The sequence below is a fragment of the Nonomuraea sp. NPDC005650 genome, assembly GCF_040605375.1.
Taxonomy (GTDB): domain Bacteria; phylum Actinomycetota; class Actinomycetes; order Streptosporangiales; family Streptosporangiaceae; genus Nonomuraea.
In genome coordinates this window covers 581,018-598,500 of the sequence record NZ_JBEXCR010000001.1, presented here as the reverse complement: position 1 = coordinate 598,500, position 17,483 = coordinate 581,018, and the positions used below count along the sequence as shown (strand labels likewise).

Genomic DNA, 17,483 nt, shown 5'->3' with positions numbered 1-17,483 from the left:
GGATGTCTTGGAGTGACAGACCTCTTCTACAGCGGCTCCGCTGCTTTGTTCACTGTTCTTGACGAACAGCCCTCTCCCTTAACTGAACGGCGTTGCCCCTAGAGCACGGCGCCGTCGTCCCAGCCCGAGTCGTTGGGCGGGCCGTCGCCCATGCGCACCACCAGCGCCACGAACCCGCCGATGAACGCCGCCACCGCCGTGAACAGCGCCCAGCCCTCCATGTGCCAGCTCGCCATCGCGGCCACCAGGAGATAGGCGGGGCCGCCGAACAGCGCCACCCACGCGAGCTTGGTGGCCAGGTCGAGCTTGGGCAGCGGAGGCGGAGGAGGCGGCTCGAAGTGGCCCTCGTCCTCGTCGTCCCCCGAATCCTTGTACGAATCCTTGTACGGGTCCTCGTCGGGCTCGGGCTCCTCCGAGGGTTTCACCACTCGGCGGGTGGGCTCGGCGGGGACGTTCTCGCTGTCCGGCCATGGCTGGTCGGCCGAGTCGCGCTCGGCGGTGTCGTTGAAGGACGCGACGATCTGCCGCCAGACCTCGTCCTCGTCACTCTGGGGCGTCACCTAGATGGACCTCTCCACAGCGATCGCGACTTCCCCCTGGGTGCGATCAGTCCCTCTGCAAGGGTACCGAGGCGTGTGTCCGGATGAAGTCGAGGCTCCCGGCAAAGATCCTGTCGGCATCGTTGTCAAGCGTCGCAACATGGTAGCTATCGCTTAGCTCCTCGATCGTGGCCTGTGGGACCCTCTGACGGAGGATCGCCACACTCGTCGGCTTCACCACGTGGTCCTCCGTGCTGTGGAAGACCAGCAGTGGTTGCGTCACCTTAGCCAGGTCGGCCTGCACAAGCGACCACAACGCGGGCAGCGACGCGGCCGCCTTCACCGGGGTGCGGGTGTAGGCCAGCTCGGTCACGCCGGGTTTCTTGACGTCGTTGGCGACGCCGGGCACCGACGGAACGAACCATTTGAGCAGCGGAGCGAGCTTGAGGAGCGGCACGTCGTTCGCGATCGACGGGTTGACCGCGATCACGCCGGCGATGGCCGAGCCGTGCACCTCGGCGAGCCGCAGCGCCAGGCAGCCGCCCAGCGACAGCCCCGCCACGAACACGTCCGGGCAGCGCCCCTGGAGGTCCGCGAACGCCTTCTCCACCTCGGCGTACCAGTCCTCCCAGCGCGTCCTGTTCATCTCCTGCCACGTGGTCCCGTGCCCCGGCTGGCGGGGCAGCGAAACGCTCACCCCGTGACCGGCCAGGTACTCCGCCCATGGCCGCAGCGACTGCGGCGTGCCGGTGAACCCGTGGCAGAGCAGCACACCGACCTGGCCTGCTTGATGGTGGTAGGGCTCCGCGCCTGGCATGAGCGGCATAACAGCTCCTCCATGCAGTTTCATTCCGGGAATTCCTCCGGGAACGGCCCGATCGTCGCACGTTCCGGGGTGTTTGTGCGAGAGCTGGTGTAGGAGCATCGTGTTCAAGGTGGGAAGATGACTCTGCTCACACGTAACGCGCTGGAGAAGAGGTGCCGGGGTGTTCTACTGGGTGGTCAAGGCCATCTTGGGTCCGATACTCCTCGCAGTCTTCCGGCCGTGGACGGAGGGCGCGGACAACGTGCCCAAACAGGGGCCCGCGATCCTGGCCGGCAACCACCTGTCGTTCGCCGACCACTTCTTCGGCCCGCTGCAGATCCGCCGGAAGGTCATCTCGCTGGGTAAGGCCGACTACTTCACCGGGCGCGGCGTCAAGGGCTTCTTCACCCGGCTGTTCTTCAGCGGCGTCGGCACCGTGCCGATCGACCGCTCCGGCGGCAAGGCGAGCGAGGCGGCGCTGCGCACCGGCCTGCGCATCCTGCGTGAGGGTCACATCCTCGGCATCTACCCCGAGGGCACCCGCTCGCCCGACGGCCGCCTCTACAAGGGCAAGACCGGGGTGGCCCGGCTCGCCCTGGAGTCGCGGGTGCCGGTGATCCCGTGGGCCGTGATCAACACGTACGAGATGATGCCGCCCGGGCGGGCGCTGCCGAAGATGGGGATCCGGCCGGGCGTCAAGTTCGGCAAGCCGCTCGACTTCTCCCGCTACTACGGGATGGAGGACGACCGGCTGGTGCTGCGCGCCGTGACCGACGAGATCATGTACGCCCTGATGGAGCTGTCCGGGCAGGAATACGTCGACAAGTACGCCGCGAGCGCCAAGGTCGAGCTGGAGCGCGCCGCCCGCGCCGCCGCGGCCAAGGGGTGAGCTCACCCGGCGGAGCGTAAGACCTCCTCGGTCTTCTTCATGGCCGTGGTCATCGTGTGCAGCTCCTCGCGGCTGAGCCGGTCGATCAGATAGGCCCGCACGACCTCCAGGTGGCCCGGCGCCACCCGTTCCAGGCAGCGCGCGCCCGCCTCCGTGAGCACCGCCAGCACCCCGCGCTCGTCGCTGGGGCAGGTGGCGCGTTCCACCAGGCCCGCCTTTTCGAGCTGGTTGATCTGGTACGTCAGCGCGCTCTTCGACACCACCACGCCCTTGGCCAGCTCGGTCATGCGCATCTGACGCCCGGGGGCGTCCGACAGCCGCGTCAGGATCTCGTACTGGGGATGCGTCAACCCGGCCGCGGCCTTGAGCTGCTCCTCGATGCGCCGTTCGAGCAGGTGGGAGGTGGACAGGAAGGCGCGCCACGCCGCCATCTCCGTAGGGTCCAGCCATCGGGGGTTCGTCACCGGCTCAGTGTACTTGTCGTTCAGATTTTAACTTTCGGTGCTAGGGTTGTTGTTCAAATCTGAACGACCTTGAAGGAGATCGCATGATCGGCCAGGCGCGCCCCGTCGTCCTGCTGCTCGCGAGGATCGCCATCGGCGTGATCTTCCTCGTGCACGGTTACCAGAAGTTCGCGACCATGGGGATCGCGGGCACGACCAAGTTCTTCGAGTCCGCGGGCATCCCGCTGGCCTCGGTGGCCGCTCCCGCCGTCGCGGTGCTGGAGGTGGCCGGCGGCCTGGCGCTGATCCTGGGCGCGGCCCTGCCGATCGTGGGCACGTTGCTGGCCCTCGACATGCTGGGCGCCATCGTGTTCGTGCACGGCGCGAGCGGGTTCAGCGCCGGCGAGGGCGGCTACGAGTTCGTCCTGGCGCTGGCCGCGGCCAGCCTGGCCGTCGGCTTCACGGGCGGGGGCGCGCTGGCCCTCGACAACGTCCTGGGCCGCCGCCGCCCCGAGTCGGCGCTCGCCTGACACCCGCTCCTCCGGGACCCCGCGCGCCCGCGCGGGGTCCCGCCGTTTTCAGGACAGGTGGGCGCGGATCTGCGCGATGTGCTCAGGAGTGGTACGGCAGCACCCGCCGATCAGCGACGCGCCCGCCAGCTCCCACTCCTTGGCCGCCTGCCCGAACTCCACCGGATCGGCCAGCCCCAGCCAGCGGCGGTGCCCGGCGTCCCACGTCTCGCCCGAGTTCGGGTAGACCACCACGGGCAGCCCGCCCGCGAGGCACGAGATCAGCCCGGGGATGTGACGCGGCGCGGTGCAGTTGGCCCCCACGGCCACCACCTGCGGGTTTCCGCTGAACAGCGCGGCCGCCTCGGTGATCGGCGTGCCGTCGTTGAGCCGCTCGCCGTCGCGGCACGAGAAGCTCACCCACGCCTTCACCCCGGGCGTGCGGGCCAGCAGCCTGGCCAGCACCCGGGCCTCGGGGTAGGACGGGATCGTCTCGCAGGCCAGCAGGTCGGCCCCGGTCGAGGCGAGGATCTCCCAGCGCGGCAGATGCCAGTCGAACAGGCCGTCCTCGTCGAGGTCGTAGTCGCCGGTGTATTCGGCGCCGTTGGCCAGATAGGCGCCGTACGGGCCGACCGAGGCCGCCACCAGCCCGCGACCGGCCTCGTCGCGGGCCTGCTCGGCCAGCTCGACCGACAACCTGATCAGCCGCTCGGCCGCCGCCACGTCCAGGCCGCGCCGGACGAACCCGGCGATCGTGGCCTGATAGCTGGCGGTCGTGGCCACGTCGGCGCCCGCCGCGAAGTAGTCGGCGTGGGCGCGCCGGATCAGCTCGGGCCGCTCCAGCAGCAGCCGCGCCGACCAGAGCTCGTCGCCGAGGTCGGCGCCGAGCCGTTCGAGCTGGGTGGACAGGCCGCCGTCCAGGACAAGTGCAGTCACCCCACCAGAGTACGAGCCCGCGGGCGGGCCTGAGGCCGCCTACCTGGGCCGCGAGCCCGCCCCCACCACCGGCGGCCGGCCGGGGAAGGCGCTGATCACGTGGTCGAGCAGGGCCGGGGTGTCCTCGGGGGAGTCCACCGTGAAGTCCGCCACGCGGGCCAGCTCGTCGCCCGTCTCGGCGTTGGCCACCGCGACCCGGACGCCCATGAAGGCCGGGTCGCGCTCTTCCCCGCCGCGCAACGCCTCGAAGGCTCGCGCGTCGGACAGGTCGTCGCCGAAGTACCAGGCGCGGGTCAGCGTCTCGATCTCGCGGGCGACGACCGTGCCCTTGTCGTGTTCGACGGGCGGCCTCAGCTCGACGACCATGCGCCCGTGCTGCTCCCGCAGCCCCAGCTCGGCCGCTTTGCGGGACGACCACCGCTCGACCGCTCCGCGCAGGGCCGGGGCCGAGCGGTAGTGCAGCGCCACGATCAGCGCCTTGTCCTCGACCAGGATCTCGCGCGGCAGGTCGCGGCCGGCCTCCTCGGCCACGCGCCGCATGACCGGGGCCCACGGCTCGGCCTCGGCGTCGGTGCGCACCCGGCCGTCGACGACGGTCTGCATGCCGTACAGGCCGAACAGCCGCACCTGGGGGGCGCCCGAGAAGCGGTCGCGCAGGTAGGCGGCGGGGCGGGCGGACACGATCGCGACCTTGCTCACCAGCTTGGCCAGCACCTGCAGCCGCGCCACCGCGCCGGCCACGGGGAGCACCGCGCGGGGGTCGCGCATGATCGGGGCGAGGGTGCCGTCGTAGTCGAAGAAGAAGCCGGATCTGGCGCTCTCCGAGACGGTGGCGGACACTGCTTCGGCGAAGCGGAGCGGGGCGCGAGAGGTCGCCATGCTCAGTGACGATAGAACAGCGTGACCGGCTCCGATAGACGCCTTCCCGTGAATTTCCCGGCCCTTGCCCGCCACCCGCCGTTCATGATCAGGATGCCTGATCCGGGGCCGGGAGGGCCGCCAGGCGGGAGAGGGCGGGCGGGTCGAGCACGACCACCTCGCCGGTCCGGATCTCGATCATCCCCCGCCGCTCGAACCCGCGCAGAGCCCGGTTGACGCTCACTCTGGTCGCGCCGATCTCGGCCCCCAGACCCGCCTGGCCCGCGTGCAGCGGCACCCGGCCGCCGGCGCAGCGCCGTACCAGCCAGCCGGCCACGCGGGACGGCACGTCGCGCACCGCCGCGTCGGTGAGCCGCTCGTCGAGGTCCCGTACGGTGGCGGCCAGCGTGCGCAGCAGCCGCGCCGCGACGGACGGCTCGGCGGCGACCAGCTCCAGCACCGGGGAGCGCGGCACGTACGCCACCTCCACGGCCGTCATCGCCGTCCGGGTGGCCCGGTGCGGACCGTCCACGAGCAGCGCCGTCTTGTCGAACGCGACGGGCGCCTCCTCCACGGCGAGCACCACCTCCCTGCCCTCGGCGCTCACCCGCCCGGCCTTGACCCGCCCGTCGAGCAGCACGATCAGGTGCTCGGCCGGGTCGCCCTCGGTGCACAGCACCTGCCCGGCCGGGTAGCGCCGCCGCCGGGACAGCGCCGCGAGCCCGCGCAGCCGCCCGTCGTCGAGCCCGGCGAACATCGGCAGGTCGGCCAGCGTGTACGTCATGTATCCCGATATACACCACACCGGTGCCCGGCGATGCTGAGCGCAGGCACCGGCGGCCCCTAGCGTGCGGGCATGGCGAGATACGTACTCCAACTGGCCTTCGACGGCACCCCCGGCCGCCTCGCGGCGCGCCCCGCGCACCGGGAGCACCTGCGGCGGCTCAAGGACCAGGGGCGGCTGGTGACCGCCGGGCCGTGGGCGGACGACTCGGGGGCGCTGCACGTGTACGAGGTGGCGGACGAGGCCGAGCTGCGCGACATCCTGCGCGAGGACCCGTACACGGCGGTGAACGGCTACGAGATCGTCCTCATGAAGCGGTGGACCCCGATCCTGTAGCCGCGTTCTCCGGAGGCCCGGCCGGGCCCCCGGAGAACGCCGTCTAGCGCTTCCAGAAGGGCCCGCGGCGAGAGCCGTGATCGCCTGGGGCGGGGCCGCCCACGAGGGCCGTGAGGACCTCCACCGCCCGGTCGTGCAGGGCCTGGGCGTCGGTGCCCGGCCGCTCGGCCGCCTCCAGCTCGCCGGCCAGCGACTCCAGCTCCGCGTTCCCCCCGAGGTAGGCCGCCAGCGCCGCCAGCCGCGAGCCCAGGTCCGCCAGGTACAGCAGATCGGCCATGGGCAGTGCCTTCAGCCGGTCGAGCTCGGCCACCAACTGCGGCCTGACCGAGTCCAGCGGGTGAGCGGGCCGCGGCGCGAACTTCGGCGCCCGCCCGCTGCCGGGCCTGCCACCGCCGGGGACGCCGCCGGGGATGCTCGGCGCGGCGGGAGGCGGCATCGGCGGCCCGCTGAACCCGCCGGCAGGTCCACCGGTCAGGAAATCCGGTGACGCGTCGGCGGAACCGAGACCGGGGTCCGGCAGCCGCATCCGCGGGGCGGCCGGCGGGGCGGCCATCACCGCCACGTGCGCCGCGAAGCCCATCATGGGCGGGTTCTGCGGCAGCTCCCACCCGCTGGGCGGCTCGACCGGCTGGATGACCCGGTGCTCCGGCCCGCCCTCGGCGACCTGCCTGGTGTCGATCGCCACGTACGCGGTGAAGCGGCACAGCACGCCGTACTCCAGCGAGGTCCGCACGATCCGCTGCTCCAGGTCGTGCTCGCCCATGGCGTACCGGTCCTCCAGCTCCCGCAGGTGCGCGCGCGCCCACACGGCCTGGATGGCCGGATTGTCCACCGTCACGCCCGTGACCTGCTCCTCCCACGGCCCGCCGGCCGCCAGCCCGCGCACGGTCAGCGAGGAGCCCTCGCGGTGGCGCCCGTACACGCGCAGCGGCACGCCCGGGAAGATCGACCCGAGGTGGGTGACGGTGTCCGGCTCGACCTCGAGCCCCTTGATCGAGAGGTCGGTCACCAGGGGAGCGCCGATCCTGCGGTGGATCTGCTCCATGGCCGCGTCCAGCCGGTCCTCCGACTCGACCAGCTCGCACCGGCCCGCGCCGAGCCCGGCCAGGCGGCCGAGGAATCCGGCGTTCACGGCGCGGTCGATGCCGACCGTGTGCACGCGCATCGCCGACAGGGCGCCGCCCACCTGCTCCAGGATCTGGTCCTCGTTGCCCACCTGGCCGTCGGTGACCAGCACCACGACCCGCTCCCGCTCGTTCCCGCCGCCCAGCAGGGCGATGGCCCGGCGCAGCGGCTCCAGCAGCTCGGTGCCGCCGCGGGCGTCCACCCGCGCGAGGTGCTCGACGGCGCGATAGCGGTTGCGGTCGGACGCCTCCACCAGGCCCTCGAACGCCTCCTCCACCACCGAGTCGAACGTCAGCACCGCGAACCTGTCCGCGGCCGTCAGCGTGTCGACGATGCGGGCGGCGGCCCTCCTCGCGGCGACCATCTTCCAGCCGCCCATGCTGCCGGAACGGTCGAGCACCAGCACCAGGTCGCGCGGCGTGCGCGTGGACGGGAGCGGCGGCGGCACGACGGTGAGCGCGAACGTCCCCCCTTGCCCGGGCGGGCCGTCGAGCTGCAGCGACGTGGACGCGTCGAACGACAGCCGCAGGATGAAGTCGCGGTCGAGCCGCTCGCCGGGGCGCAGGCGTACCGTGTGGCCCTCCTCCTCCACCACGTGCAGGCTGGAGGCCAGCTCGCGCAGCTCCAGCCCGGCCGCGTCCACGCTCGCGCTCAGCGAGAGGCGCACCGGGTGGGGGAAGCCGGGCAGCAGGACGGGCGGGCTGATCCGGGACGCGTCCGGCACCGCGTCGGTGTCGGGCGCGACGCCGTCGCCCGCGGGCGCGCCGTCGATGGGACTGCCCGGGATGTAGCGCGGGGCCACGACCAGCGGGAAGCGGAACGTGGCCGCGCCGTCCTCGTACGGCAGGGGCTGGCTCATGGTCAGCCGGACCGAGACGCGCTCGCCGGGCAGGATGTTGCCCACCCGGATCGTGAACACGTCGGGCCGGTCCTCCTCGGCGATCGCCGCCCGCCTGCCCTCGCGAAGCGCCTGGTCGTAGTCGGCCCTGGCCTGGGCGCGCTCCTTCAGCACGCCCTCGATCACCCGGTCGTCGGCCTCCATCCTGAACCCGGTGACAGCCGCCCGGTCGGGCAGCGGGAAGACGTACGTGGCCTCCAGGGTGACGTCGAACGGGTTCCTGAACCCCTGCGTGACCTCGACCCCGGCGATGAGCCCGGAGATGTCGGCGGCCACGTCCACGCTCTCGAGCGGCAGGTTGCCGCGCTCGGTCCGCAGCGCGCCGAACCCGGCATCCGGCACCGGCAGGCACCGTGCGGGCTCCAGCGAAGTGATCTTCATATCAGTTCCCTCTCTTCGAGCACCGCGAGCAACGGCCCTGCGGCCGCCAGCACCGCCTGAACATCCTCCTCGGACGGGACCCGGCCCGCGTCCAGCACCAGCCGCACCCCACCCCCCAACCTGACCCCCACGACGACCGCCCCACCCCGGCCCTCCGGCACCCCGCCCGTGGCCTTTCCAGACGCGCCGCTCGGGACGCTTCCAGGCGCAGCGCCCGTGACGCCACTCACGACGCCTCTGGGTACGGTCCCCGGCGCATCGGGCGGCTGGCCGGCCGTCTCCGAAGGCCCCACGTTGCCCTGCCCCGGCCGCTGGGCCCAGAACCGGCTCCGCCCCGACTCCCCGTCGGCCCGCGCACCACCCTGCCGATCGTCGGCCGCGTCGGCCGCGCCCTGCTCGGGTGCGCCGGACGTAGGTCCGTGGCTGGGCACGTGCCCATGGCCGGGTGCGTGTGCACGGTCCGGCGGGAGGGCGCTGGGCGGCGTGTCCACGGCCGCCGTCCCGGGCGCCGGGTTCGCGGCCACCCCGGGCGCCGGTTCCAGGGCCGCGGCAGTCTCCAGCATGCGGTCCGTGGCGCCCGCCAGGGCCGTCTGGATCTCGGCGATCGAGCGCCCGGCCGCCTGCAGCCGTTTCACGGCCACGAGTTGCAGCAGGTGCCGCCGGCCGTACTGGGCGATGCGGCCGCGCCTGGTCAGCGGCGGGTCCACCAGCCCGATCGTCGTATACCACCTGATCAGCCGCTCGCCGGGCACATCGCGGACCCGGCCGTTGACGAGCGGCGCGCCGTCCGGGCTCGCGCGCAGCGCCAGCGCCGCGCGCTCGGCCAGTTCGCCGATGGTCCAGGTGTCGCTCATACCTCCACAATGACACTGTCATTATTACACTGTCAACGAGACGGAAGAATGACCGCCGCCATGTCGTTCTAAATAGGGAAAAGTCCGACCGACGGGGAGGAACAGGACATGGCCATGATCACTGGCCCACTCTCGGGTGACGCCAAGAACACCGTCGCGCAAGCCCTGCAGGGCGCCCTGGTCGATCTGATCGACCTCTCGCTGGTCGCCAAGCAGGCGCACTGGAACCTGGTCGGCCCGCACTTCCGCCCGATCCACCTCCAGCTCGACGAACTCACCGATCTCGCCCGGACCCACATGGACGCCATCGCCGAGCGCGCCGTCGCCATCGGGGTCAACCCCGACGGACGTTCGGCCACGGTCGCCAAGTCCACGAAGCTTCAGCAGCCGGAGTCCGGCTGGATCGAGGACGGCAAGGTCGTGGCGACGATCACCGACGTGCTGCAGGGCATCAGCAAGCGGATGCACGAACGCGTCCGGACGACCGACGAGCCCGACCCGGTCACCCAGGACCTGCTCATCGCGGTAGCGCAGGACATCGACAAGCAGCACTGGATGTTCCAGGCCCAGGGCTGACCCGCCGGCGAGCCCGGGAGCCCGCACGGACGGGAGCCCGGGCTTTGGCATGTCGTGAGGGAGACTCGGGCCCGGCCGGAGAAGTGCAGGTCAGCGGCTCGCGGGCGTGAGTTAGCCGGATGATCGCGCAGTGGGAGTCCGGGGTTTGCGCAGAGTTTGATGTCGCGAGTCCCTGCCATTCATGTCGGTGCGGTCGACTAGCGTGGCACCTAGAGGGAGGCCCCACGATGTCCCACAAGACTCTTCTCCGCACGGGCCCGCTCTTGCCGGGCGGCATCAGCCCGTACGGACCGCTCGGCCTGGCGGGCGCCGACGGTCTCGCGCTGCCCTCGGGCTTCACCGGCAGGGTAGTGGCCCGCTCGGGTCACAAGGTCGCCGGGCTGACCTGGCACGCGGCCCCCGACGGCGGCGCCTGCTTCCCCGACGGCGCCGGCTGGATCTACGTGTCCAACTCCGAGCTGCCCCTGCTCGGCGGCGCGTCGGCGCTGCGCTTCCGCGCCGACGGCACCGTCGGCGACGCGTACCGCATCCTGTCCGGCACCGACCTCAACTGCGCGGGCGGCGCCACGCCGTGGCACACCTGGCTGTCGTGCGAGCTGGGCCACCGCGGCCGCGTGTTCGAGTGCGACCCGTACGGCGCCCGTGCCGCCCGGCCCCGCCTGGCCATGGGCCGCTTCAAGCACGAGGCCGCCGCCTGCGACCCCGAGCGGCACGTCGTCTACATGACCGAGGACGAGCCCGACGGCTGCTTCTACCGGTTCAGGCCGGGCGACTGGGGCGACCTGACGGAGGGCACGCTGGAGGTGCTGTGCTCCTCGGGTCACTGGCAGGCGGTGCCCTCGCCGGCGGCCCTGCTCACGGAGGCCCGCCACCAGGTCGAGGACGCCCGCCACTTCGACGGCGGCGACGGCTGCCACTACGCGGGCGGGGTGTGCTACTTCACGACCAAGGGCGACACGGCCCTGTGGGCCTACGACGCGCAGACCTCCACACTCGACCGGCTGTGCGAGGGCGTGCGCGCCATCACCGCCGCCCCCTCCGGCGACCTCTACGTGGCCAGAGAGACCACGGAGATCGACGTCATCACCCCCGACCGCGCGGTCACGCCGTTCCTCAGGCTGGAGGGGCACGGCGGGGCGGAGCTGACCGGGCTGGCGTTCTCGCCGGTGGGCGATCGGCTCTACTTCTCGGCCCGGCGCGGTCGCACCGAGGGCCACACCTTCGAGGTGGCGGGCCCCTTCCGTAGCTGACCGCGGGGCGCCGTCACCGCAGGTAGCGGACCAGGGCGAGCTTGAGCTCGGCCACCAGCTCCGCGCCGCGCTCCGGCGGCGCCGTGGTGGCCAGCGGCATCACCGCCTTCACCATGGCCACCGCCATCGTCCCCATGAGCTCGGCGCGCTCCTCCGCCAGGCCGGGGGAGCGGCGGCGGAGCATGGTCGCGACCTGCCGGGCGATGTCGGCGTGCAGCCGCTGCGAGGCCGCGGCCAGCTGATCGCCCGTCGCCGACCCGTACAGGAGCGACCAGTACGCCGGTGACGCGCCCTTGAACCTGACGCTCTCGTCCACGACCTGTTCCACCAGCGCCTCCAGCGGCACCTCGGGGGTGACGGCGGCCAGCCGGGCGGCCCAGAACTCCTGCCGGTCGTCGGTGTAGCGGGCCACCAGCCCGTCCAGGATCTCCTCCTTGTTGCGGAAGAACTGGTAGAGCGACCCCGGCGACATCCCCGCCCGCGCGGCGACGTGGTTCGTCGTCAGGTCCGGGTATCCGACCTCGGCGATCACCGACTCGGCGGCGTCGAGGATCTCCGCCATGCGCTTCAGGCCGCGCGCCTGCCGGCGAACCGTGCGTTCAGGCATGGGTCTCCTCGTTGACAAATGCGAGCATTCACTTGTATTTCTGATGCGGAAGGGCAAACACGAGTAGTTTACCGAGTTTTGATTCGGGGGCACCTCACATGGCGCTGAACACGCGGCAACGACCGGTCGACGACGCGGAGACGGCCGGGCCGCCGCTGCGCAGGCTGGGCTTCCTCCTCGTCCGGCGCCGCCGGGCCGTGCTCGCCCTGGCCCTGGTCGTGCTCGCCGTCGCCGCGGCGCTGGCGGCGGGGGCGGTGCCGCGGCTGTCGCTGGCCAGGTTCGAGGCGCCGGGGTCGGAGTCCGACCGGGCGCAGGCCGAGCTGGTGAAGCGGTTCGGGACGGGCAGCCCCGACATGATCTTCCTGGTGACCGCGAAGACCGGCACGGTGGACGACCCCGCGGTCGAGGCTCAGGGCAGGGCGCTGACCGCGCGGATCGGCGGGCGGGAGGGGGTCGCGGAGTCCGCGTCGTACTGGACCCGCGGCAAGCCCGCCACCATGCGCAGCGAGGACGGCAGGCACGCGCTGGTCGTGGTGCGCATCCCCGGGGACGCCGACCACGTGCGCGGGCAGGTGCTGCCCGGGCTCGTGCCCGAGATCACCGAGGGCACCGAGCTGCTCCAGGTGCGGGCCGGGGGAGGGGAGGAGGTGTTCAGGGAGACCGTGCCGCTGTCCAGGCAGGACTTCGTCCGGGCCGAGCTGGTCATCTTCCCGCTGGCGTTCGCGCTGCTCTGGCTCTACCAGCGGCGCGCGATGGCGGCCCTGGTGCCGATCCTGGCCGGGCTGGTCGCGATGGTGATCGGGCTGGCGCTGCTGCGCGTGCCGCTGGCCTTCACCGGCATCTCCACGTTCGCCCTGAACCTGACCCTCGCGATGGGGCTCGGGCTCGGCATCGACTACTGCCTGTTCGTCATCCAGCGCTTCCGGGAGGAGACGCGGCGCGGCGCGGACCGGGCGGGCGCGGTGGCCGGGGCCGTGGAGCACGCGGGGCGGACGGTGCTGTTCAGCGGGCTCACGGTGGCCTCGTCCCTCGCGGTGCTGTTCGCGCTGCCGTTCGACTTCCTGAGGTCCTTCGCGTACGCGGGCATCGCCGTCGTCGCCGGCGGGCTCTTCGCGGCCGTGATCGTGCTGCCCGCCGTGCTGGCCTCGATCGGGGGCGCGGTGCTCCCCAGGCGGGCCCGGCCGGAGCGGGACTCGGGGTTCTGGCACGCGCTGGCCACCCGGGTGATGCGGCGGCCGCTGGTGTCCGGCGGGCTGGCCACGGCGGTCCTGCTGCTGCTCGCCTCGCCGTTCCTGGGGCTGCGCTTCGGCGTGGCCGACGACCGCGTCCTGCCCCCGGAGGCGTCGTCCCGGCAGACGCAGGAGGTCGTTCGCCGGTCCTTCCCGGCGGAGGAGACCGACGCCATCCAGATCATCCCCAAAAATCAGACGTCAGGCGATATTTCGCGGTATGCGGTGGCGCTGTCCCGGGTCCCCGGGGTCGCCCAGGTCGACTCCGTCGCCGGCTCGTTCGCGGACGGCCGCCGGGTGGGCGACGGCGCCCCCGAGAGGTTCCGCCGGGGGTCGATCTGGGACACCTGGCTGTCCGTGGTCCCGTCCGCCGAGGCGCTGGCCGGCGACCCGGTGCGGCTGGTGGAGTCCGTACGCGCCGTGGAGCCCCCCTTCGAGGTGCTCGTCGGCGGCTACCCGGCCGAGCTGGCCGACTACCGCGCCTCCGTCGTCGACCGGCTCCCCCTGGTGCTGGCCCTGATGCTCGGCGTCACGTTCCTGGTCCTCCTCGGGATGACCGGGAGCCTGGTCATCCCGCTCAAGGCGTCCCTGCTGAACCTGCTCAGCATGGGCGTCATGTTCGGCGCCGTCGTCTGGGTCTTCCAGGACGGCAACCTCTCCGGCCTGCTCGGCTTCACCCCGACGGGCACGCTCGACCCCAGCATCCCGATCCTGATGCTGTGCGTCGCGTACGGCCTGTCGATGGACTACGAGGTGTTCCTGCTGTCCCGCATCAAGGAGGAGTACGACAGGACCGGCGACACCGAGCAGGCCGTGGCCACCGGCCTGCAGCGCGGCGCCCCGCTGATCACGGCCGCCGGCGGGATCCTGGCGCTCACGTTCGCCGCCTACGCCACGGCGCAGGTGATGTTCGTGCAGATGCTGGGCGTCGGCATGGCGGTGGCCGTGCTGGTGGACGCGACCGTGATCAGGGCGGTGCTGGTGCCGAGCCTGATGCGCCTGGCGGGCCCGCTCAACTGGTGGCCTAAAGGTCGCGTGACCACATCTGCTCGGTGAGCTCGACCCCGTTCTCCACGCCCTTCTCCTCCGAGTCCAGCGCGAACCCGGCCCCCTGATAGATCCGCCGCGCGCTCACCAGCGAGTCGCGGGTCCACAGCGTGATCCGCTTGTACCCCCCGGCCCGCGCGTGCCGCAGGCACTCCTCCACGAGCCGCCGCCCGAGCCCCAGCCCTCTGGCGGACGGCTCCACCAGCAGCATCCGCAGCTTGGCCGTCGTCTCGTCCTGCCGCACGCAGAACACGCACCCAGCCCGCTCCCCGCCCACCTCGGCGATCCACCCGGCGTCCCGGGAGAAGTCCAGATCGCCGACGATCCTGGCGACGAGCTGCTCGAACTCGATGCCCCAGCCGTACTCGCGGCTGTAGAGGTCGCCGTGGCGGTAGACGACCCAGCCCAGGTCGCCGGCGCGCGGGGGCCTGATCACGTACGGCTGCCCGGCGTCCCCGTCGCCCAGCAGCCCCCTGATCGTGCCCATGGCGGACACCAGCCGCCCCTGGCTCTCGTCCGGCAGCCCGGACAGCAGCCGCTCGATCTCCTCGGCCGACCGTCTGTCGAGGTTCCCGAACGTCTCCGTGCCGGCGGAGGTGAGCCGTACGAGCTGCTTGCGGGCGTCCGAGGAGGAGCGCTCGCGCGAGATCAGCCCGTCGGTCTCGAAGCGCGCCAGGATCCGGCTGAGGTAGCCCGCGTCCAGGTCGAGCAGGGCGCGCAGCGCCCCGGTCTCCATCGTCGCGGCGTGCGCCAGCTCGAACAGCACCCTCACCTCGGTCAGCGAGTACGGCGAGTCGAGCATGCCCGCCTGCAGCACGCCGATCATCTTCGTATAGAACCGGTTGAAGGTCCTGACCTCAGAAACCCTTGCCTCTGTCAACGAACTCATTGCCTAAGTCAACCATGAGAGGATCCCGTTGTGAAGCGCGTCTACATAGGCGGATACGGCCCCGGCATCGTCACGGTCGGCGGCGGGCTCACCAGATTGGCCTCGCCGTCGTTCCTGGCCGCCCATCCCACCCTGCCGGTGCTGTACGCGGCGGGTGAGCTCGAACGCGGCTGGCTCACCGCGTTGGAGGCCGGCGAGACCCTCGCCCCGCTGGACGAGAGGCCGAGCGAGGGCTCGCTGCCCTGCCACGTCGCCGTGGACCCGACGGGCAGCGTGCTCGCGGCGGCCAACTACGGCGACGGCGTCGCCGTGATCTACCGCCTCGACGCCCGCGGCGCGTTCGACGGCGAGCCGATCGTGCTGCGCCACCAGGGCTGCGGCCCGAACGCGGAGCGCCAGGAGGGCCCGCACGCCCACCAGGCCGTCTTCCACGACGGGATCCTGCACGTCTCCGACCTCGGCACCGACGAGATCCGCCGCTACCGCTACGACGGCACCACCCTGGAGTCGATCAAGCTCCAGCCCGGCACCGGCCCGCGCCACTTCGCCTTCTCCGGATCGCGCCTCTACGTCGCGGGCGAGCTCGCCGCCACCGTCACCCTCATCGAGGACGGGCGCCACACGGTCGTCCCCGCCTCGCCCGAGCAGGGCACCAACTTCCCGTCCCACCTCCAGCTCGACGGCGACTTCGTGTACGTCGCCAACCGCGGCCCCGACACGATCACCGTGCTGCGCGCCGACGACCTGTCGTACGTGGCCGAGGTGCCGGCGGGCGGCGAGTGGCCCAGGCACTTCGCCATCGACGGCACCACGATGTACGTGGCCGGCCAGCATTCGGACACCGTCACCGCCTTCGAGCTGAAGGACGGCGTGCCCGAGCCCACGGGAGAGGTGTACGAGGCCGAAAGCCCGGGCTGTGTGCTGATCATGTAAGGAGTTCGCCAAGTCACGGCTCATCGGGCCGTTCGGTCATGACCATGGACGCGTGCGAAAGTTCCTCGTCATGCTGCTGTCGCTGGTCGTCGTCGCCGGGTGCGGCGGTTCGCCCCCGGCCCCGGCGCCCGTGCCGGTCCAGCGCCCCGAGCCGGTCACGACGCCGCCGCCCAACGCGGAGGTGCAGGAGTCGTGGCACATCACCCGGCGCGGCGCGGAGCACGAGATCGAGGGCTACGCGGATCAGGTGAGCGTCCTGCCGGGCGAGCGCTTCGGGCTGCGCGTCTCGACGACCGCTCCGCGCTTCTCGGCGCGTGCCTTCCGCATGGGCGCGAACCCGGTCAAGGTGTGGGAGTCGCCCACCGTCCGCGGCGTCCGGCAGGCGCCGATGAGGCTCGTGGACGGCGCGGTGAGCGCGGCCCACTGGCGGCCCTCGCTCACCGTGGACACCGCGGGCTGGCCCGAGGGCGCGTACCTGATCCGGCTCGACGCCTCGACCGGCGCCCAGCGGTACGTCCCGGTCACCGTGCGCTCGGCCTCCACCGCCGGCCGGGTGGTGATGGTGAACGCGGTCACCACCTGGCAGGCGTACAACCGGTGGGGCGGCCGCAGCCTCTACACGGGCCCGGGCGGGTTCGCCGACCGCTCCCGCGCCGTGACCTTCGACCGCCCGTACGACGACGACGGCGCCCGGCTCTTCCTGGACTTTGAGAAGGAGGCGCTGGCCGTGGCCGAGCAGAGCCACGTGCCGCTGGCGTACCTGACGAACCTGGACCTCAAGCCCGGCGTGCTCGACGGCGCCCGGGCGGTGGTGTCGCTCGGGCACGACGAGTACTGGTCGCCCGGCATGCGCGCGGCCGTCACCAGGGCCAGGGACGCCGGCACGAACCTGGCCTTCCTCGGCGCCAACGCCGTCTACTGGCGGATCGCGACGCACGGCAGGACGGTCGCCTGCGACAAGGAGCGGCTGTGCCGGCTGTGGCGCGACTCCAGGCCGGAGAGCGCGCTGGTGGGGCAGATGTACGACTGCTTCCCGGCGGAGGGCGCCTACCGGGTGACGCGGCCGCACCACTGGATCTTCGCCGGGACCAAGGGGAGGCGGTTCCCGGGGATGGTCGGCGTGGAGTCCGACAAGGTGTCGCGGGGGTCGCCGGGGAACGTCAAGGTGCTGGCGGAGTCGCCGTACTCCTGCGGCGGCGGGCGGGCGACCCACTCCGACAGCACGTACTACGTGGCCCCCAGCGGGGCGGGGGTGTTCGCGTCGGGGACGATGCGCTGGGTGTGCGCGATGCGGGGACGGCGGTGCGGCCACGGCGTCCCCGACCGCGCCGCCGCCTTCACCCGCCGCGCGACGACCAACCTCCTGACCCGCTTCGCCCGGGGCCCGGCGGGCGCCACTGACGTGGCCCGCTAGGCCATGCTCTCCCGCAGGACCTCGCCGAGCGTCCGGACGACCTCGCGCTCGGCGGGGTAGCGGGTGTAGGCGCGCAGCTCCTCGCCCAGGGACCCGCCGTGCTCACCCAGCCACACGGCTTCGGTCAGCTCTTCGAGCAGGTCGCCGTCCGGGTGGCGGCTTGCGCTTCGGCACAATGCTC

At 72.3% G+C, this 17,483-nt stretch carries 19 protein-coding genes; 8 read left to right on the top strand and 11 right to left on the bottom strand.

The genetic code is table 11. The features are described from left to right. Nucleotides 1-98 precede the first annotated feature (98 nt). Both ABZS69_RS02755 and ABZS69_RS02750 read right to left on the bottom strand, forming a co-directional pair. On the bottom strand, nt 99-560 hold the full coding sequence (locus ABZS69_RS02755; protein ID WP_355365275.1) for a hypothetical protein: 462 nt from the start codon (nt 558-560) through the stop codon (nt 99-101). Nucleotides 561-606: 46 nt separating this feature from the next. Further along, nucleotides 607-1,365 carry an alpha/beta fold hydrolase gene (locus ABZS69_RS02750; RefSeq protein WP_355365272.1) on the bottom strand — a complete coding sequence of 253 codons (759 nt, stop codon included), beginning with the start codon at nt 1,363-1,365 and terminating at the stop codon, nt 607-609. 160 nt (nt 1,366-1,525) lie between these two features. Between ABZS69_RS02750 and ABZS69_RS02745 the strand changes: the two genes are divergently transcribed. Continuing rightward, nucleotides 1,526-2,233 carry a lysophospholipid acyltransferase family protein gene (locus ABZS69_RS02745; RefSeq protein WP_355365269.1) on the top strand — a complete coding sequence of 236 codons (708 nt, stop codon included), beginning with the start codon at nt 1,526-1,528 and terminating at the stop codon, nt 2,231-2,233. Between the two features lie 2 nt (nt 2,234-2,235). On the opposite strand, the gene ABZS69_RS02740 is transcribed toward ABZS69_RS02745, so the two are convergent. Beyond that, entirely contained in the window at nt 2,236-2,697 is a 462-nt protein-coding gene (locus ABZS69_RS02740; RefSeq protein WP_355365267.1) for a MarR family transcriptional regulator, read from the bottom strand. An 83-nt stretch (nt 2,698-2,780) separates the two neighbouring features. Between ABZS69_RS02740 and ABZS69_RS02735 the strand changes: the two genes are divergently transcribed. Beyond that, on the top strand, nt 2,781-3,206 hold the full coding sequence (locus tag ABZS69_RS02735; RefSeq protein ID WP_355365264.1) for a DoxX family protein: 426 nt from the start codon (nt 2,781-2,783) through the stop codon (nt 3,204-3,206). Between the two features lie 48 nt (nt 3,207-3,254). Here ABZS69_RS02735 and mmuM read toward each other — a convergent pair whose 3' ends face one another. From mmuM to ABZS69_RS02720, 3 genes are all read right to left on the bottom strand, one after another. Next, on the bottom strand, nt 3,255-4,121 hold the full coding sequence (gene mmuM / locus ABZS69_RS02730) for a homocysteine S-methyltransferase (RefSeq protein ID WP_355365261.1): 867 nt from the start codon (nt 4,119-4,121) through the stop codon (nt 3,255-3,257). A gap of 39 nt (nt 4,122-4,160) precedes the next feature. After that, the gene (otsB, locus tag ABZS69_RS02725; protein ID WP_355365258.1) at nt 4,161-5,000 is read right to left on the bottom strand and encodes a trehalose-phosphatase; all 840 of its coding nucleotides are present in this window, start codon (nt 4,998-5,000) and stop codon (nt 4,161-4,163) included. Between the two features lie 88 nt (nt 5,001-5,088). Further along, on the bottom strand, nt 5,089-5,763 hold the full coding sequence (locus tag ABZS69_RS02720; protein ID WP_355365255.1) for a Crp/Fnr family transcriptional regulator: 675 nt from the start codon (nt 5,761-5,763) through the stop codon (nt 5,089-5,091). Between the two features lie 72 nt (nt 5,764-5,835). Here ABZS69_RS02720 and ABZS69_RS02715 point away from each other — a divergent pair, with 72 nt between their 5' ends. Continuing rightward, nucleotides 5,836-6,099: a YciI family protein gene (locus tag ABZS69_RS02715; RefSeq protein ID WP_355365252.1), complete on the top strand. Its 264-nt coding sequence runs from the start codon at nt 5,836-5,838 to the stop codon at nt 6,097-6,099. Nucleotides 6,100-6,142: 43 nt separating this feature from the next. Here ABZS69_RS02715 and ABZS69_RS02710 read toward each other — a convergent pair whose 3' ends face one another. Then, entirely contained in the window at nt 6,143-8,503 is a 2,361-nt protein-coding gene (locus ABZS69_RS02710) for a VIT domain-containing protein (RefSeq protein ID WP_355365249.1), read from the bottom strand. Next, nucleotides 8,500-9,357 (bottom strand): MerR family transcriptional regulator, encoded by an 858-nt coding sequence (locus ABZS69_RS02705; protein WP_355365246.1) that lies wholly within the window; start codon nt 9,355-9,357, stop codon nt 8,500-8,502. Before ABZS69_RS02705 ends, ABZS69_RS02710 begins: the two co-directional genes overlap by 4 nt. Nucleotides 9,358-9,465: 108 nt before the next feature. Here ABZS69_RS02705 and ABZS69_RS02700 point away from each other — a divergent pair, with 108 nt between their 5' ends. Beyond that, nucleotides 9,466-9,933, top strand: a complete 468-nt coding sequence (locus ABZS69_RS02700) for a DNA starvation/stationary phase protection protein (protein WP_355365243.1) — start codon at nt 9,466-9,468, stop codon at nt 9,931-9,933. A gap of 227 nt (nt 9,934-10,160) precedes the next feature. Beyond that, entirely contained in the window at nt 10,161-11,183 is a 1,023-nt protein-coding gene (locus ABZS69_RS02695; RefSeq protein WP_355365240.1) for an alkaline phosphatase PhoX, read from the top strand. Between the two features lie 13 nt (nt 11,184-11,196). Here ABZS69_RS02695 and ABZS69_RS02690 read toward each other — a convergent pair whose 3' ends face one another. Continuing rightward, complete coding sequence (locus ABZS69_RS02690; protein ID WP_355365237.1) at nt 11,197-11,790, bottom strand: TetR/AcrR family transcriptional regulator; 594 nt, start codon at nt 11,788-11,790, stop codon at nt 11,197-11,199. A gap of 98 nt (nt 11,791-11,888) precedes the next feature. Between ABZS69_RS02690 and ABZS69_RS02685 the strand changes: the two genes are divergently transcribed. Continuing rightward, nucleotides 11,889-14,075: an MMPL family transporter gene (locus tag ABZS69_RS02685; RefSeq protein WP_355365234.1), complete on the top strand. Its 2,187-nt coding sequence runs from the start codon at nt 11,889-11,891 to the stop codon at nt 14,073-14,075. Here the strand turns inward: ABZS69_RS02685 and ABZS69_RS02680 are convergent. Continuing rightward, complete coding sequence (locus ABZS69_RS02680) at nt 14,044-14,892, bottom strand: helix-turn-helix domain-containing GNAT family N-acetyltransferase (RefSeq protein ID WP_355365231.1); 849 nt, start codon at nt 14,890-14,892, stop codon at nt 14,044-14,046. The two genes, ABZS69_RS02685 and ABZS69_RS02680, sit on opposite strands and share 32 nt — an antisense overlap. A 93-nt stretch (nt 14,893-14,985) precedes the next feature. On the opposite strand from ABZS69_RS02680, the gene ABZS69_RS02675 reads away from it, so the two are divergent. Together ABZS69_RS02675 and ABZS69_RS02670 are read left to right on the top strand one after the other, a co-directional pair. Beyond that, complete coding sequence (locus ABZS69_RS02675; RefSeq protein ID WP_355365228.1) at nt 14,986-15,888, top strand: beta-propeller fold lactonase family protein; 903 nt, start codon at nt 14,986-14,988, stop codon at nt 15,886-15,888. A 52-nt stretch (nt 15,889-15,940) separates the two neighbouring features. After that, nucleotides 15,941-17,302 (top strand): N,N-dimethylformamidase beta subunit family domain-containing protein, encoded by a 1,362-nt coding sequence (locus tag ABZS69_RS02670; RefSeq protein ID WP_355365225.1) that lies wholly within the window; start codon nt 15,941-15,943, stop codon nt 17,300-17,302. On the opposite strand, the gene ABZS69_RS02665 is transcribed toward ABZS69_RS02670, so the two are convergent. After that, entirely contained in the window at nt 17,299-17,478 is a 180-nt protein-coding gene (locus ABZS69_RS02665) for a hypothetical protein (RefSeq protein ID WP_355365222.1), read from the bottom strand. The two genes, ABZS69_RS02670 and ABZS69_RS02665, sit on opposite strands and share 4 nt — an antisense overlap. Nucleotides 17,479-17,483: the final 5 nt, after the last annotated feature.

What these genes read in the sequence shown, in the direction of transcription:
- ABZS69_RS02685 (WP_355365234.1), top strand. Translation starts at nt 11,889, where the DNA reads ATGGCGCTGAACACGCGGCAACGACCGGTCGACGACGCGGAGACGGCC.
- ABZS69_RS02680 (WP_355365231.1), bottom strand. Translation starts at nt 14,892, where the DNA reads ATGATCGGCGTGCTGCAGGCGGGCATGCTCGACTCGCCGTACTCGCTG.
- otsB (WP_355365258.1), bottom strand. Translation starts at nt 5,000, where the DNA reads ATGGCGACCTCTCGCGCCCCGCTCCGCTTCGCCGAAGCAGTGTCCGCC.
- ABZS69_RS02750 (WP_355365272.1), bottom strand. Translation starts at nt 1,365, where the DNA reads ATGCCGCTCATGCCAGGCGCGGAGCCCTACCACCATCAAGCAGGCCAG.
- ABZS69_RS02720 (WP_355365255.1), bottom strand. Translation starts at nt 5,763, where the DNA reads ATGACGTACACGCTGGCCGACCTGCCGATGTTCGCCGGGCTCGACGAC.
- ABZS69_RS02735 (WP_355365264.1), top strand. Translation starts at nt 2,781, where the DNA reads ATGATCGGCCAGGCGCGCCCCGTCGTCCTGCTGCTCGCGAGGATCGCC.
- ABZS69_RS02695 (WP_355365240.1), top strand. Translation starts at nt 10,161, where the DNA reads ATGTCCCACAAGACTCTTCTCCGCACGGGCCCGCTCTTGCCGGGCGGC.
- ABZS69_RS02705 (WP_355365246.1), bottom strand. Translation starts at nt 9,357, where the DNA reads ATGAGCGACACCTGGACCATCGGCGAACTGGCCGAGCGCGCGGCGCTG.
- ABZS69_RS02690 (WP_355365237.1), bottom strand. Translation starts at nt 11,790, where the DNA reads ATGCCTGAACGCACGGTTCGCCGGCAGGCGCGCGGCCTGAAGCGCATG.
- ABZS69_RS02710 (WP_355365249.1), bottom strand. Translation starts at nt 8,503, where the DNA reads ATGAAGATCACTTCGCTGGAGCCCGCACGGTGCCTGCCGGTGCCGGAT.
- ABZS69_RS02715 (WP_355365252.1), top strand. Translation starts at nt 5,836, where the DNA reads ATGGCGAGATACGTACTCCAACTGGCCTTCGACGGCACCCCCGGCCGC.
- ABZS69_RS02700 (WP_355365243.1), top strand. Translation starts at nt 9,466, where the DNA reads ATGGCCATGATCACTGGCCCACTCTCGGGTGACGCCAAGAACACCGTC.